At 38.7% G+C, this 16133-nt stretch carries 14 protein-coding genes; 5 read left to right on the top strand and 9 right to left on the bottom strand.

Annotated elements, in window-relative coordinates:
• The first annotated feature begins 49 nt into the window (after positions 1 to 49).
• Entirely contained in the window at positions 50 to 1777 is a 1728-nt protein-coding gene (locus tag F927_RS05510) for a glutamine--tRNA ligase/YqeY domain fusion protein (RefSeq protein ID WP_005082125.1), read from the top strand.
• A gap of 427 nt (positions 1778 to 2204) precedes the next feature.
• On the opposite strand, the gene F927_RS05515 is transcribed toward F927_RS05510, so the two are convergent.
• The 5 genes from F927_RS05515 to F927_RS05535 all read right to left on the bottom strand — a co-directional run bounded on the left by F927_RS05515 (position 2205) and on the right by F927_RS05535 (position 7993).
• Entirely contained in the window at positions 2205 to 2921 is a 717-nt protein-coding gene (locus tag F927_RS05515; RefSeq protein ID WP_005082126.1) for a glutamine amidotransferase, read from the bottom strand.
• A 167-nt stretch (positions 2922 to 3088) separates the two neighbouring features.
• Positions 3089 to 3901, bottom strand: coding sequence for an ethanolamine ammonia-lyase subunit EutC (gene eutC / locus F927_RS05520; protein ID WP_005082128.1), 813 nt, complete (start codon positions 3899 to 3901; stop codon positions 3089 to 3091).
• A gap of 10 nt (positions 3902 to 3911) precedes the next feature.
• On the bottom strand, positions 3912 to 5297 hold the full coding sequence (locus F927_RS05525) for an ethanolamine ammonia-lyase subunit EutB (RefSeq protein ID WP_005082130.1): 1386 nt from the start codon (positions 5295 to 5297) through the stop codon (positions 3912 to 3914).
• A gap of 17 nt (positions 5298 to 5314) precedes the next feature.
• The gene (gene eat / locus F927_RS05530) at positions 5315 to 6751 is read right to left on the bottom strand and encodes an ethanolamine permease (protein WP_005082133.1); all 1437 of its coding nucleotides are present in this window, start codon (positions 6749 to 6751) and stop codon (positions 5315 to 5317) included.
• A 276-nt stretch (positions 6752 to 7027) separates the two neighbouring features.
• Positions 7028 to 7993 carry an alpha/beta hydrolase gene (locus tag F927_RS05535; protein WP_005090955.1) on the bottom strand — a complete coding sequence of 322 codons (966 nt, stop codon included), beginning with the start codon at positions 7991 to 7993 and terminating at the stop codon, positions 7028 to 7030.
• A gap of 228 nt (positions 7994 to 8221) precedes the next feature.
• Here F927_RS05535 and F927_RS05540 point away from each other — a divergent pair, with 228 nt between their 5' ends.
• Together F927_RS05540 and F927_RS05545 are read left to right on the top strand one after the other, a co-directional pair.
• A complete protein-coding gene (locus F927_RS05540) occupies positions 8222 to 9937 on the top strand; it encodes an AAA family ATPase (protein ID WP_005082137.1) in 1716 nt (571 codons plus the stop codon).
• Between the two features lie 10 nt (positions 9938 to 9947).
• On the top strand, positions 9948 to 10310 hold the full coding sequence (locus tag F927_RS05545; protein WP_005082138.1) for a 5-carboxymethyl-2-hydroxymuconate Delta-isomerase: 363 nt from the start codon (positions 9948 to 9950) through the stop codon (positions 10308 to 10310).
• Positions 10311 to 10374: 64 nt separating this feature from the next.
• Here the strand turns inward: F927_RS05545 and F927_RS05550 are convergent, their stop codons facing one another.
• Positions 10375 to 10734 (bottom strand): hypothetical protein, encoded by a 360-nt coding sequence (locus F927_RS05550; protein ID WP_005082140.1) that lies wholly within the window; start codon positions 10732 to 10734, stop codon positions 10375 to 10377.
• A 361-nt stretch (positions 10735 to 11095) separates the two neighbouring features.
• Positions 11096 to 11812, bottom strand: coding sequence for a tRNA (guanosine(46)-N7)-methyltransferase TrmB (trmB, locus tag F927_RS05555; protein WP_005082143.1), 717 nt, complete (start codon positions 11810 to 11812; stop codon positions 11096 to 11098).
• A gap of 183 nt (positions 11813 to 11995) precedes the next feature.
• Between trmB and F927_RS05560 the strand changes: the two genes are divergently transcribed.
• Both F927_RS05560 and F927_RS05565 read left to right on the top strand, forming a co-directional pair.
• The gene (locus tag F927_RS05560) at positions 11996 to 14461 is read left to right on the top strand and encodes an ExeM/NucH family extracellular endonuclease (protein ID WP_026057313.1); all 2466 of its coding nucleotides are present in this window, start codon (positions 11996 to 11998) and stop codon (positions 14459 to 14461) included.
• Between the two features lie 239 nt (positions 14462 to 14700).
• The gene (locus tag F927_RS05565) at positions 14701 to 15312 is read left to right on the top strand and encodes a glutathione binding-like protein (protein ID WP_005082151.1); all 612 of its coding nucleotides are present in this window, start codon (positions 14701 to 14703) and stop codon (positions 15310 to 15312) included.
• A gap of 64 nt (positions 15313 to 15376) precedes the next feature.
• On the opposite strand, the gene F927_RS05570 is transcribed toward F927_RS05565, so the two are convergent.
• A complete protein-coding gene (locus F927_RS05570; protein ID WP_005082153.1) occupies positions 15377 to 15688 on the bottom strand; it encodes a hypothetical protein in 312 nt (103 codons plus the stop codon).
• A gap of 157 nt (positions 15689 to 15845) precedes the next feature.
• Positions 15846 to 16133 (bottom strand): FAD-dependent oxidoreductase (locus tag F927_RS05575; RefSeq protein ID WP_171066095.1); only part of this gene is annotated, 288 nt, incomplete at its 5' end.

Here is a 16133-nt window from a genome sequence, read left to right on the forward strand (position 1 = left end):
ATTGCGTTTTTATTCCCTATTTTTAACTGTAAGAAGTGATTTACACCCTATGAAGCCAAATGATGTTGTTTCAGAACTGCCAAAGAACCCGACACCGAATACGCATGCCTCTGTCGATAACGCGCAGCAAGAACAACAGGCAGGCTTAGATTTTGTACGTCAGGTAATCACCGATGACCTAAAAGAAGGACGTACTCAAAAAGTTGTGACGCGTTTCCCCCCTGAGCCAAATGGTTATTTGCATATTGGTCATGTGAAAGCAATTTGTCTTAACTTTGGCGTCGCTGAAGAATTTGACGGTTTATGTAATCTACGTTTTGATGATACAAATCCTGATGCCGAAGAACAAGAATACGTTGATGGTATTGCCAATGATGTGAAATGGTTAGGTTTTAACTGGAATGGTGAACCTCGCTACGCTTCAGGATATTTTGATCAACTTTATGCATGGGCTGTTCAACTAATTGAACAAGGTGATGCTTATGTGGATTTGCAATCTCCTGAAGAAATTAAGCTGAATCGTGGTAATTTCGTTGAGCCTGGAAAAAATTCGCCGTATCGTGATGCAACCGTTGAGGAGAACTTAGCGCGTTTTGAACAAATGCGTAATGGTGAAATCCAAGAGGGCGGTGCTGTATTGCGTGCCAAAATCGATATGGCAAGTCCAAATGTCCATATGCGTGATCCAATTTTGTATCGTGTATTGCATTCCGAACATCACCAAACAGGTGATAAGTGGAAAATATACCCAATGTATGACTATGCTCATCCATTGTCTGATGCAATTGAAGGAATTACCCATTCACTCTGTACTTTGGAGTTCCAAGATCATCGCCCATTTTATGACTGGATTGTTGAGAAAGTTCACTCAAAAGCTGTTCCACGTCAGTATGAATCTTCGCGTTTAAATATTGATTATACTATTACCTCAAAACGTAAATTACGTAAATTGGTCGAAGGTGGTTATGTAAATGGCTGGGATGACCCACGTATGCCTACTGTTGTGGGTATGCGTCGCCGTGGTTTTACAGCAGAAGGTTTACGTGATTTCTGTAAGCGTGTTGGTGTTTCTAAAACTGATGGGATTGTCGATGTGGCAATGCTTGAATTCTGCATACGTCAGTCTCTAGAAAATACTGCTGCGCGTGGTATGGCGGTACTTGATCCATTGAAAGTGACGTTAACCAATTTACCTGAAGAATTAGATTTAACACATAAACGTCATCCGAATGTCGATATGGGTGAGCGTGTGATTCCTTTAACTCGTGAGCTTTATATTGATCGTAAAGATTTTGAAGAAGTTCCACCAAAAGGATTTAAACGTTTGATTCCTGAGGGTGAGGTTCGTTTACGTCATGCTTATGTGATCAAATGCGATGAAGTCATCAAAGATGCAAATGGTGAAGTCATTGAACTGAAATGTTCAATTGATCCTGATACATTGGGTAAAAATCCTGAAGGTCGTAAAGTAAAAGGTGTGATCCATTGGGTATCTGCGACAAAAGGCGTTCCTGCTGAGGTTCGTATTTATGATCGTTTATTTACTGAAGCTGCGCCAGATGCAGACGATGATTTCCTGGCAAATCTAAATCCTGAATCATTGAAAGTGGTACAAGCGGTGATTGAACCAGCTTTGGCACAAGCAAAACCTGAAGATCGTTTCCAGTTTGAACGTGAGGGTTACTTTGTTGCAGATCAATATGATCATCAGGCTGAGAAGCCAGTCTTTAACCGTATTCTTGATTTAAAAGATAGTTTTAAAGTTGAGAAAAAATAAGCTTAAATTTATTTTGGAGCGAGACTTCGTTATCTAATAAAAAGCCCAATTTGTAATTGGGCTTTTTGCATTTTAGGGATTTAGATAAAAGTAGATCACAAGAAAAATAAGTAGCACTGTTGATGCGATTAAATATGTATTAATCGTATGAAAACTCTTGAGAAACTTCAGCATAACTATCACCCACCTACGCAAATAAACAAAATGCAAAAACATATAATGTTTATATTCTATTGTTTATTATAAAATTTTTTCAAATTATCTTGTGGGTGCTTGATGTGTTTCATGTGTATGTTATGTAATCTAAGCTTAACAAATGTAATATTTTAAGGTTTTTTCCAACAGTATTAATTTTTATGATTGGTTTTATAGATTTTATTTAAAATTGAGCAAGTTCATCAAAGTTAACTTGCTCAAGCCGAGAATATTACATCACAGTGATCTGACTAAGAAATTTTTGAATGACGTGTTGTGCCTTATGTTCTAATTGCAAAGCGTAATTGAGATTTTCTGCTCTAAGTTTAGGAATTGATAAACCTGCTTGGCGAATTTCACAGGTATGGCCAATCAACCACTTTTCAAAACTTTCTTCTGTAATTTCTATATGAAACTGAAGTGCTAAAATATTATTTCCAATTGAAAAGGCTTGATTTGGATAGATAGCAGAACTGGCAAGCAGGGTGCTATTGTCAGGTAAATCAAAAGTATCGCCGTGCCAGTGTAAAACTTCAATCTTTTCAAGTGTAGCTAAGGGATTGTCTGCACTTGGTTTGATTTCTAACGGACTCCAACCAATTTCTTTTTGATGGCCTGCATAAACTTTTGCACCCAGCGCATGTGCAATCAGTTGTGCGCCTAAGCAGATACCGAGCGTTGGTTTGTTGGCTTTTAAGCGTTGTTTTAAACCTGCTATTTCATCAATAAGAAAAGGGTAGTCTTCAGTTTCATAAACCCCAATTGGTCCACCTAAAACAATGGTTAAACCTTCATAATTAAGTGCGGGTGTAAGGTCATCAACACCCGCTTCAAAATAACGGACACGAAAACCGAGTCGGTAAAACAGATCTTCTAGTGAACCTAAATCTTCAAAAGCGAGATGTTGAATGGCATAAATTGTTTTAGGCAGTGTTGTCTCAAAGCTCATGGATATTATTTCTTCGGATAGATAGGTTTTGGGGCTATTTTTCAAGGCAATCAGTCTGAGTTATCTTTCCAGTCAGACTGAAGTAAGCCATAGTGTAGCAAATCATGAAATTGATTTGACCAAAAAACTACCTTTCAATAATAAATAGCGCGTTTGATTAAATGTTATTAAAAAAGAAGTCTCGTTGGACTCATTGTTTGAACTTCTGGTACTTGATGTTCATCTTTTAAGTCAACGCCTGATAAACCAAGTCGTTTTGATTCTTTCATTAAGTTCATCAGACGTTGTGTGGCAACTGGAATACTCAAACCTGCTGGGCGAACATTCGAAATACAATTACGTTGTGAATCGAGGCATCCTGTATGAGCATGCCATGTGTAGTAAATCCCCATGCTATCAGGTGAACTAAGACCTGGACGTTCTCCAATTAGCATGACCAACATCGAAGCTTTAAAGATTTGAGCAACATCATCGCCCAAGGCAACTCGGCTACCTGTTGCTAGAATAATTGGCGCAAGTCGCCAATCTTGTTGCTGAATATATTTGTTTAGAGACAAAATAAAAGGGACCGCATTTGCTTCAATTGCACGTGCAGAAAGTCCATCACCTACAACGATGCATACATCATAAGGTTGTGCATCTTTGAATTGTGCCATGAGCTGTTGTTTGGAACGCTCACACAGTTGTCGACCGAGATCCGGTCGTTTTAGATAAATTTCTTTATTTTGAGCATTGCTACTTACATGAATGCTTTGAAGTGAGTTGTTTTGTAATTGTTCAGATAAATAGGTTGTATCTAAGCTCTGATAGACTGCATCTTGTGCTTGAGCATGTGATAGCTGAAATTCCAGTAATGCTTGTGTCGGTATGCTACAACCTGCACGACCAAGTGCGATTCGCGCATCCGTAAATTGTTTAAGTTTTTCCCACTGATCTTGGTGTAAATGCGTAGGATAATGTACGTCACGATTAAGTTTCATCGATATTCTCCTAATGCATGAGTAAACGTGAAAATTTCTCTGGCATATGATCAGACCAGTGAATTTTTGCATGTTGTTGTTTAAAAATACCTTGTTGTTCTAACCATGCAGCAAACTCAGGGGCAGGTTTTAAACCTAATAATTGCCTTAAATACAAAGCATCGTGAAATGAAGTAGTTTGATAATTCAGCATGACATCATCAGAGCCGGGGATCCCCATTATGAAATTAAGTCCTGCTGCTCCAAACAAAGTGAGTAATACATCCATATCATTTTGATCTGCATCAGCATGGTTGGTGTAGCAAATATCACAACCCATCGGTAAGCCGAGTAATTTTCCACAAAAATGATCTTCTAAGCCTGCTCGGATAATTTGTTTGCCGTTGTAGAGATATTCAGGACCAATAAAACCAACGACGGTATTTACAAGAAGGGGGTTATATTTTCGTGCAACGGCATAAGCACGTGTTTCGAGTGTTTGTTGATCGACACCATGATGAGCATTACTAGATAAAGCACTGCCTTGTCCTGTTTCAAAGTACATGACATTTTGTCCTAAAGTACCTCGATTTAGTGCTAATGTTGCTTCATAACCTTCTTGTAATAGTTCCAGTGAAATACCAAACCCTTCGTTGGCACGTTGTGTTCCTGCAATTGATTGAAACATCAAATCAATCGGCACATTTTTCTCAGCCAGTTGAATACCTGAGCTGATATGTGTAAGTACGCAGGATTGGGTTGGAATTTGATATTCTTGAATAACATGATCGATGAGTTTTAATAACTCTGCTAGATTATGCAAATTGTCTGTAGCAGGATTAATTCCAATTACTGCATCACCATTACCGTACATTAAACCATCTAGAATACTGGCTGAAATGCCCAGTACATCATCAGTGGGATGGTTGGGTTGTAAGCGGGTAGAGAGGTGTCCTTTGAGTCCAATGGTATTGCGGAACTGGGTGATGACTTCACATTTGCTGGCTACATAAATCAAATCTTGATTGCGCATGATTTTGCTTACAGCAGCCACCATTTCTGGTGTAAGTCCAGAAGAAAGATTGGATAATGTTTCAGTGGTCGCGTGTTCGCCAAGTAACCAATTTCTAAAGTCACCGACTGTGAAATGTGAAATTGGAGCAAAAGCATTCTGATTGTGTTCATCAATGATTAATCGTGTAATCTCGTCTATGTCGTAATCGACCACAGTTTCATTGAGAAATGTTTTAAGTGGTACATCAGCCAAAGCCATTTGTGCAGCAACGCGTTCAGTTGCATCCAGTGCAGCAATTCCTGCTAACTCATCGCCAGAGCGTAAAGGTGTTGCTTTTGCCATGAGCGTCTTCAAATCAGCAAAGTGGTATTGCTGATTGGCAACCATAATTCGATAGCTCATTGTGATTCCTTATTTTATTAGGTTTGTTCTTCTGCTGCTTTGATATTGGCAAACTCTTCTTCTGGCGTACCTTTAATTAAATGATAACGGCTGTAGAATAAAAAGTAAGCAACAAAGCAGGCATAGATTGCCGCAGCGATAAACCAAATTTTAGGATTAACAAGGAAACCAGCAACTACTGCCCCAATTGCTAGAAGTAAGGCGATGCTTGAAGTAAAAATACCACCAGGTGTTTTGTAGGGGCGCGGCATATGAGGTTTTGATAAACGTAATTTGATATGTGCCAAAAGCATCAGTACATAGGAAATGGTCGCACCAAACACCGCAATTAAAATGAGTGAGTCACCTTCACGGCTAAGTGAAAGAAAAAAGCCAATAATGCCCGGAATAATAATAGCCAAATAAGGTGCTTTATTTTTATTCGTAAGGGATAGTGAGGTTGGCAAATATCCAGCACGGGAGAGCGCAAAAATTTGACGCGAATAAGCATAGATAATCGAGAAAAAGCTTGCTATTAATCCCGCCAAGCCAACGAAGTTTACAAAAGTCGCAAGCCATGTTCCTGTTCCATATACTTTCGTTAGTGCATCAACTAAAGGTGCATCTGAGTTTTGTAATGTGCTTGCACCAGCAGCTCCAGCACCTAAGACTAAGATCAAGATTGCGAAGGTTGTTAAAATTAACATCGCGCCAATGAGTCCTCGAGGTAATGATTTTGCTGGATCTTTTGCTTCTTCTGCTGCGAGTGGAACCCCCTCAACAGCAAGAAAAAACCAAATTGCAAAAGGAACAGCTGCCCAAATACCTAAATAGCCGTGTGGGAGAAAAGCACTTGCACCTGTCGCCACGCCAGCTGGAATATCAAATAAATTTTGTGCTTTAAAGTGTGGCGCCATTGCAGCAACAAAAACCAAAAGGGCGATGACTGCTACTGAGGTAATAACAAACATGATTTTTAGCGCTTCACCTGCGCCTTTTAAATGAATGCCCATAAAGATCAAATAACAGCTCAAATACACCATCCAACCATTCAGACCAAACAGTGACTCACAGTAACCACCAATAAAAACAGCAATCGCAGCTGGAGCAATCGAATATTCAATTAAAATAGCTGTACCTGTCAGATAACCACCGAATGGACCGAAAGCTGCTCGTGCAAAACTGTAACCTCCACCTGCAGTCGGCATCATGGTCGACATTTCCGACATAGATAGACATAAACACAGATACATGATTGCGACTAGAATTGTCGCAACAAATAGGCCACCCCAGCCACCTTGGGCTATGCCAAAATTCCAGCCCGCAAAATCACCCGAAATAACATAGGCAACACCTAAACCAATGAGGAGAAGCCAACCAACTGTACCTTGTTTGAGTTGACGCTGAGAAAAATACTCAGTCGATGAAATATCTGCACTTGTTGATGTGGTTGATACAGTGTTTGCATGGTCCATACAATCTTACTCCTCAGAGTGAACATGTATCTAACAGTGCAAAAGTAATGCCTAAATTTAGAAATGCAGATTTTTTTAAAATATTTTTATTCCAAATGGTAAAAACAGATGTTTTTGACTTTTTATAGCTGAGTTTATAATCGTTATGAATCGTGGAATTTGCTTAAAAATAGATGCACTAAATAAATTATATTTTATGTTGTTCTAAAATGGTGCGGAACAGCTGGAAAAAAGGAACTTCAAGACACATATGAAGTTCCTTGATGATTGATGGTATCAGTTGATCTTTTGATCCAACCATTGGAAGAGTTGTTGATAAACCTCTGTTCGGACTGTTGGTGCAGACAGTACCAAATCATGCAAACCATTTTGAATAGCGAGAGTTTGTACGTCACCTTTCATTTTTTTTGCATTATGTGTCATATCTTTTATATCCAGAATGACATCACTTTGTTGCGCATCTACACCCCATTTTTTTGGGTATTTAGATTGGTGCGAGTGCATAATCAGGGTTGGAACGTTGAGGTGGATACCATGGTGAATTTCTTTTTGCGCTTCATGAATCGCATGAACGAAGCATAATCGGACAAACGGAACAGATTTTGGTTTCCAGTTTAAATTAAAGTCCCATTCACCATAAAATGCTTTGTGGAGGCTCGGTGTATACCACTGATTTAGACCACTTGGGAACTTGGCATTGGGTAAGCGTTTTCCAACTTTACTGAGTAAAGGTATACCAACCTTTTTTTCAATAGTACTTTTATAAAAATCATAAAATGGACTGTTTGCCCAGACTGCTTTGATTAGACGATGATCAGGGTAATGCGCTGCGTAGAGCGTTGTAATTAGTCCACCTGTCGAGTGACCTGCAAGTAGTACCTGATTGTGATTTTCTTGACCAATGATTTCGAGTGCTTTGCTGATTTCTGCATCATATTCACGCAGATCTAAAACGTAATACAGTTTTTGATGTGGAAGTTTTGAACGTCCGTATTTTCTTAGATCAAGCGCATAGAAGTCATAACCTTGTTGGTTAAACTGTTCAGCCATTTCAGTTTGAAAAAAATAATCGGCGAAACCATGAATATATAACACTGCTTTTTTTGTAGCTTGATTGGCTTTTTTACGTACCAATGTTGCAACTACTTTTCCATCATAATCATCAGCAAAATTTAAAGTCAGTTGTTGGTAATCATCACCGAGTATATCTGGTTGATAAGTATGTAGATTTAAGCTATTCATTTTTATATTCAGCCCGAATTTATTTATAACCACCATAAATGAAAAGACCAATATGTCAATGAAAATATAAGATCCAAAGGGTTCATAGCCATCAGTTGACACTTAGATGACAGAAAGTATTAGTCGATCAAAAATTTTAAAATACCCAAGCCAAGTTTTCTTGTTTGAGTTTTTATTTTTGGAAAAAAATCGTTAAGCTATGTGCTGTTGTTTTTGACTGATGAAATTATGAAACAAGAGACTGCACTGAAACTTTTAAAAGCTGGGGAAAATGTTTTTTTGACAGGTTCAGCAGGTGCAGGAAAAACCTATACGCTTAATCAATATATTCATTATCTAAAAGTGCGAAAAGTTCCCGTTGCAATTACGGCATCTACAGGGATTGCAGCAACTCATATGAATGGAATGACGATTCATACATGGGCGGGGATTGGAATTAAAGATAGTTTGAGTGATGATGATCTCAAGCGAATGAAAGAACGTAAATATTTAAAAGAGCATTTAGAAAATGCCCAAGTTCTGATTATTGATGAAATTTCCATGCTGCATGCCAAGCAGCTTAATCTGGTCAATCAAGTATTGAAATATTTCAAAGAAAGCGATGAGGCTTTTGGTGGAATTCAGGTTATTGTGGCTGGCGATTTCTTTCAGTTGCCGCCTGTAGGGCGTAATGGTGAAGCCAACCGCGATAAGTTTTGTTTTATGTCTGATGCTTGGGTTGAGGCGAAATTTAGAGTTTGTTATCTCACTGAACAGCATCGTCAAGACGATGAAATACTGAATCAGATCTTAAATGCGATTCGCGCTCAAAATATTCAGGCGGATCATATTCAGGCTTTACAACAATCTCGTGATCAAGATATCGGGGATACCTTTACTCGGTTATATACCCATAATATGGATGTAGATAATATCAATTATCAACATTTAAATGAGATAGACACTGAAAGCCATCAATTCAATGCTGTGCTAGATGGCAATGAGAAGCTCATCGAAACCTTAAAATCCTCTGTGCGTGCACCTGAAGAGCTGAGCTTGAAAAAAAACGCCAAAGTTATGTTTGTTAAAAACAATTTTGATATGGGATATATCAATGGCAGTTTAGGTGAGGTCATTGGTTTTGAGGAAGATGATCAACAAGGGTTGCTCCCTAAAGTCAAGTTAACGGATGGGACAACTTTGTTGGTGGAACCTGAAACGTGGTCTATTGAAAACGAAGCAGGTAAAGCAATCGCAAGCTTTCAACAAATTCCTTTGCGTTTGGCTTGGGCGATTACCATTCATAAAAGTCAAGGTATGACGCTTGAAGCTGCTGAAATCAATTTAACGCATACTTTTGAGAAAGGTCAGGGCTATGTGGCACTGTCTCGATTAAAATCGCTAAGTGGACTTAGATTACTTGGATTTAATCAGCAGGCGTTAGAGTTGGATAGTTTGGCGATAAAAGCAGACCGCCGTTTTCAGGAGTTATCCACGGAAGCCGAAGCAAATTTTGAAAATGTCGATTTAACAACGCAGCATAATGCATTTATTCGTCATTGTGGCGGTACCTTAAATACAACCGAAATTGCACGCAATGAAAAGAAATTGTCCAAAAGTGGTACGAAGCAAAATTATGCAACCGCGACTTTAGATGAAACGAGAGCTTTGTTTGAGGGTGGCTATGAGATCGAAGACATTGCACATGAGCGTGGATTAACCCCTGCGACGATTATTAATCATTTGGCGCGTTTGCATAAAGAACAAGCTTTGGATATTTCTGTTGCACATCCCGGCGATGAAGTGGTGGAAGAAGTGCGCAAGATTTATAAACGTTTGCATAAACGTAAGAATCCCGAGCATTTTACCGATGATGGTGCGATCAAGTTACGCCCAATTGTAGAGGCAACGAGTCCTAGAATGTCTTATGACCAAGTTCGATTAGCTTTGTTATTTGTTGAGTAAGGGGAATACATTGCCACATATCACGGTGAATTACTCAGCACAACTGATTGATTTAGATCAACAGAAGTTGCTTCAAGAAATTAACACATCATTAATTGCAACAGCGCTATTTGATGCAAATGATATTAAATCTCGTATTTTCAAAGATGAAATGTTTTTGATTGGTCTGGGTGATGTACAAGATGCTTATATTCATCTGAAACTTTATCTGCTCAGTGGACGGTCTGCAGCACAAAAGCAAATTTTAGGACAGAGTTTGCTAAGGACGCTTGAGCATAAAATATATTTGAAATCCGAGTTTGAGTTTCCGATACAGCTTTGCATTGAAGTGATTGATGTGCCAAAAGAAAACTACTTTAAGGCAATTGCTTAGCTGAGCAAAACAGGTTATAAAAAAATCTGGCTTAGATGCCAGATTTTTTGTTTTTCCTGTCATATTAATTTTTTAATTTAAAGCGGTAGTTACATTTTAAGCAGCGATAGTCCTGAAAAATATTTTTGTCGATTATGACACCTGCTTTTTTTCCAAAAATATTACCCACCACACCGCCAGTGATTCCCACACTGATTGCACCAACAAATGTTCCTACTGTACCACCGACAATGATTCCTAATGGACCCGCTACGGTACCAATCGCTGCACCTACGGATGCTCCCGTCGCTGCTCCGCCTACAGTACCTGCTGTTGTGCCAGCAGCAGTCATTAAAACACTGCCAGTGGTTTTCAGTAATTTGTCATGATCACGTGTTTCAATTTCTGTAGAGCCACATTTTGGACATTGCAGTGTTTTTTCCATAAAAGTTATCCTATCTTTCATCATTAATTGACGTGGTTGTACGTATTTACGAGGGTGATAGGTAAAACATCCTATTCCATGTTTTTGCCTAATTGATCCGTGAGCCATACAACTTGTCAACTTTGATTTTAGCTGAACATTGACATAGATATTTATAGATCGTGTAAACACTTGTATTTAAATGAGTCTCTTATCAGCAAAAATGGTCACTCTTTATCTATCCATCGAGAGGCTAATGTAAAAAAGAATAAGTATAGAAACTATACTGAGAGTAAATATTTCAAATTAGATATAAAAATAGCATTAAATATTTGATATTTAATGCTATAAATTTGTAATAGGGCAGAAATAGCTTAGATTTTTAGTTTATTTTCTTAAAAATAAAATCATTGATTTTGTGACCAGATTCGATACCACGACGCTCGAATTTTGTCACAGGACGCCAGTCTGGGCGAGGGTAGCTATTGCCTTTACCTGCCAAGTTCTCCAAATTTGGGCGATTGTCTAAAACATCAAGCATCCACTCTGCATATGGTTCCCAATCGGTCGCAGCGTGGAATGTTCCACCTAACGCGAGTTTCTGTTCAACCAATTGCATGCGTTCATGGATCACAAAACGACGTTTAAAATGACGCTTCTTTTGCCATGGATCAGGGAAATATAGTTGTACACAGTCGATACTATTATCAGGCATCTCACGAAGTACTTGAATCGCATCAGCATCCAGTACACGTAAGTTTTTTAGCTCGGCCATGCCCGCTTCATAAACACATTGTGCGATACCAGGGACATGGACTTCGATCCCGACAAAGTTACGCTCAGGATTCGCTTTTGCCATCAAAACCAAAGAACGTCCCATACCAAAACCAATTTCGACGGTTAGAGGGCGTTCAGGATGTTCAAAATGCTGACGTAGATCGCCAACAGGATATTCCAAAATTAAATCACGATAATTTTCTAAAGCAGTGCGTTGTGAAGTGTTGAGCGGTGCTGAACGACGCATAAATGTCACAATTTCACGGTGCTCTGGCAAATTGTCGAGTTCGGTAATTTGCGTTTCTAACTGATCGGTTGACATGATTCTGGAGATATAAAGATAGAAAAGGCGTATTTTAAGTGTTCACGGGGTCAAGTCAAATCTTTAAATGATTTTATTTGCTCAATCATTTTTAAAATTACTGAAGACATGCAAGCAATTCTTCATCCAGATGTCATAAAGATTGAATAGGCTAATGGCGATTTGAACATAAAGTAAAATATGATGAAAACATTTAAATTGCGTACAGTCACTGTTTGCCTTGGTCTTCTTGGCGCTTGTTCAGCTTTTTCACAAGCATATGCTCAACTGATGTTTAGCCAATATGTGGATGGTAGTAGTAATAAAAAAGGCTTGGAAATTTATAACCCAGATGCGACAGTTGCAAATTTGGCTGAATATGAAATTCAGCAGTTTAATAATGGTGAATTGACAAAAACTGGGGCTTTTCAGCTACAAGGTACGTTGGCGAGTAAAGCCAAATTTCTAGTTGGTCGTGCTGAATTACAAGCAGTACTAGGCTCTCAGGTCAATCAGGTTGCAGCATTATCATTCAATGGGGATGATGCAATTGTACTGGTACATAAGGGCAAAGTTGTTGATCGTTTTGGGCGAGTCGGTGAGCAGCCTGTGAATGGTTGGGGAAATACCGTGTTTAGCAAAGGCAATAGTTTTATCCGCCTGCAAAACACAAACCCTGTGACTGAGATTGATCCAACAACAAGTTTTGATTTGGACAGCGCATGGAAAGCTTGGACAGATCGAAATGATTTTTCCAATCTCACAGGATCTACAACGCCGCCGCCTACCGATGAGACGATTAGTTGTTCACGTTCTTCAGACACTGCGATTGCTGATCTAAATCAGCAAGCAACACAGGGGCAGAATTATACGGTACGTGGTGTGATTACCGCAGATTATCGTTATAACAATGGCTTCTCGGGTTTTTATGTACAAACACCCGATAGCAAAGCCAAGGCGAATGTCAGTAACGCCATTTTCGTCTATATACCAGCTAGTAGTACGATTAAAGGTGGGAAAGTTGGTGATGAAGTGATCTTACGAGGACGCTTAACCGCCTATCAAAATCAATTGCAAATCGATCAAATTCAGCAAGACATTGAAACTTGTAATTCAAATATGTTAGGCCAAATTCAACCAATCAGTTTGAATTTACCATTTAAAAGTTTGACAGAATTGACTGAAAACTCTCCACAACGTTATCAGGGCATGTTGGTTAAACTTCCACAAAGCTTAACCATCAGTGAAAACTATAATTATGGTCGTTTTGGCGAATTATCTTTAAGCTTAGGGCGCTTGTATATTCCAACTAACTTACATGCACCATTATCTAACGAAGCAAAAGAGTTAGCACAGAAAAATTTATTATCAAAAATTATTCTAGATGACGGTTATAACAATCAAAACAGAACGCCGTGGTTACCTCAGAATTTTAGTGCCACCAATACGCTCAGGGTTGGGCATCAACTACAAAATGTTGAAGGTATCTTAGAATACCGATTCAATGGTTGGCGTATTCAACCAATTCAAGGTGGTAATCTTCCGACGATTATTAAACCTACACCAGAACGGCCAACTGTAATTGCCAAAGAAGATAAATTAATTCGTGCGGCAGCATTCAATGTCCTGAATTACGATAACGGTAAAAATGGTTTTCCAACTGAGCGTGGCGCAAATTCACAAGCTGAGTTTGATAAACAACATCGTAAGATTGTCAGTGCGATGCGAGCAATTGATGCTGATATTTATGGTCTGATGGAGATTGCCAACAATGGTTTTGGCGAAGACAGTGCGATTGCTTATCTCACACGTGCTTTAGGTACGGATTGGCGTTATGTGGTACCAGAAAACATGGATCGTTTGGGTACAGATGCGATTGCAGTCGCAATTATTTATAACAGTAAGCGTGTCAAACCTGTAAATAAACCTGTGGTTTTGGATTTGGGAGATAAAAACAGAACCACAATTGCGCAAACCTTCCAGCCTATTTCAGGAAAGCAAATGTTGACGGTGATACCGAATCATCTTAAATCTAAAAGCTGTTCTGGAGTAAATGCAGCATCACTAGATGCAGATCAGAAAGATGGGCAGGGATGTTGGAATCCAACACGTGTTAAGGCGGTGGAGCAATTAATTCAATGGGCAGCAAAAAATCCAACTCAAGTTGAAACGCCAAATATTTTGTTATTAGGTGATATGAATAGTTATGCCAAAGAAGACCCAATCTTGGCTCTAGAAAAAGCAAATTATAAAGTGCTATTGAATGACAAAACGATTGGGCAAGGTGAACAGGCCTATAGCTATGTGTTTGGTGTATCCAGTAATGCTGAAGGTTATGGTGGTGCTGGTAATTTAGACCATGCTATTGCGGATTCTAATCTTTACAGTAAAGTCAAAAAAGCTTTTGCTTGGCATATCAATGCGGACGAGCCAACAGTTTTGGATTATAACGAAGAATATAAAACCGATGAGCAAAAGGCCTTATTCTTCGCAGAAGACCCTTATCGCTCTTCCGATCATGACCCTGTGATTGTGGATATTGATTTACAAGATCCTGAGAATAAGCCATCTACCCAAAAAAGTTCTTCAGGAAGTTTTGGATGGTTGTCGATATTAGGATTATTGGGGCTTACGGGTTATTCGTTACGTTCTCGAAAAGTGAAAGTTTAATTGGTTCAATACTAAGAAGAGTAGAAAATGATCTGCTCTTCTAAGCAATTAAGTTTATTTGAACAGGATGTATACGATCACTATAAAAAGTTGACATAAGACTACTTGCAAAATCGCATAAATTCGCCAATAGTCAGATGAACAGGCATTTTACGTTTATTGACAAATTTGTGAAAACATACTTTGCAAATTTCGATCAAGCGTTTTAGAACATAAGAGTTAGATAACAAGGATCAAACATGAAGTTGTATTATTCACCTGGTGCTTGCTCATTGGCAGCACATATTATTTTAAATGAAATAAATGTAGATTTTGATTTAGAACGCGTTGATTTAAAAACACATAAAACCGAAAAAGGTGTGGATTATTATGAAATCAACCCGAAAGGTTATGTACCTGCTTTAGAAATTAATCCGGGTTTAATGTTAACTGAAAATGTGGCAATTTTACCGTTTTTGGCTCAGCATGATCCTAAGCAAGATTTAATTCCTCCATCAGGTATGGGACGTGCGAAAGTCCTTGAGTGGCTAGGATATTTAAATTCAGAATTGCATGACGCTTATGCTGTTTTCTTTGGTGGTCAATTAACCAATGATGAAAAAACTAAAGCGTATGCAGAGGTTGATCGTCTACTCAAATATATTGATAATTATTTAGCTGAATCTGAGTATGATTATTTAGTTGATGATAATTTTGGCCCAGCAGATGCATATTTATTTGTATTAACAAATTGGTCAAATCATATTGAGCATGATCTAACACCTTATATCAATATCATCGCGCTACGTAATAAAGTTGCAGAGCGACAATCCGTTCAGATTGCAATGCGAGATGAAGGTTTATTGGGTTAATTATCCATATGGCATTAAAAAGCCTCTGATCAGTAAATGACAGAGGCTTTTTAGTCTCAACAGATTATTGCTGAGCTTTTTCTTTTACATCAGCAGCAGTAGATTCAACCGCACCTGCAACATTTGCAGCAGCATCACGTGCAGCAGCTTCAGTTTCTGCAGCAGCTTCAGCCGTTGCAGTTGCAGTGTGATCAGCAGCAGCATCGATTTGATCAGCAGCAGAATCGACAGCAGTTGCAACATCATGACCTGCTTGTTCAGCAGCATGCTCTAAGTGTTCACCAGTTGTTGCACCTGTTTCAGGTGCTTTTTCTTTACTACATCCAACAAGGGCAACAGTCGCAGCAAGACCTAAAGCAACAAGTAATTTATTCATTTTCATATTTCCTTTTCTTTGTGGCATCCAAAAAGTGGATAACAAAAATATAAACACAAAGTTTAGGAATAAGAAAGTTTAAAATTTGTTGATAACTTGTAAAAACACGCACTTACACTGGAAAATGTAAATGCGTGCACATGTTCTTTAAAGCAGTTTAAACGCCAGAACGAATCATATAATCAAAAGCAGAGAGCGAAGCTTTCGCGCCTTCACCTGTGGCAATGATAATTTGCTTATAAGGCACTGTAGTACAGTCACCTGCAGCAAAGACACCTTTCACATTGGTTTCGTTGCGATCATTCACCATGATCTCACCACGATTACTTAATTCAACAGCGCTGTCTTTCAAGAAATCTGTATTCGGTAATAAACCAATTTGAACAAAGATCCCTGCAAGCTCAACCACATGTTCTTGATCTGTAGCACGATCTTTATACTTCAA

This window comes from Acinetobacter haemolyticus CIP 64.3 = MTCC 9819 (assembly GCF_000369065.1).
GTDB lineage: Bacteria > Pseudomonadota > Gammaproteobacteria > Pseudomonadales > Moraxellaceae > Acinetobacter > Acinetobacter haemolyticus.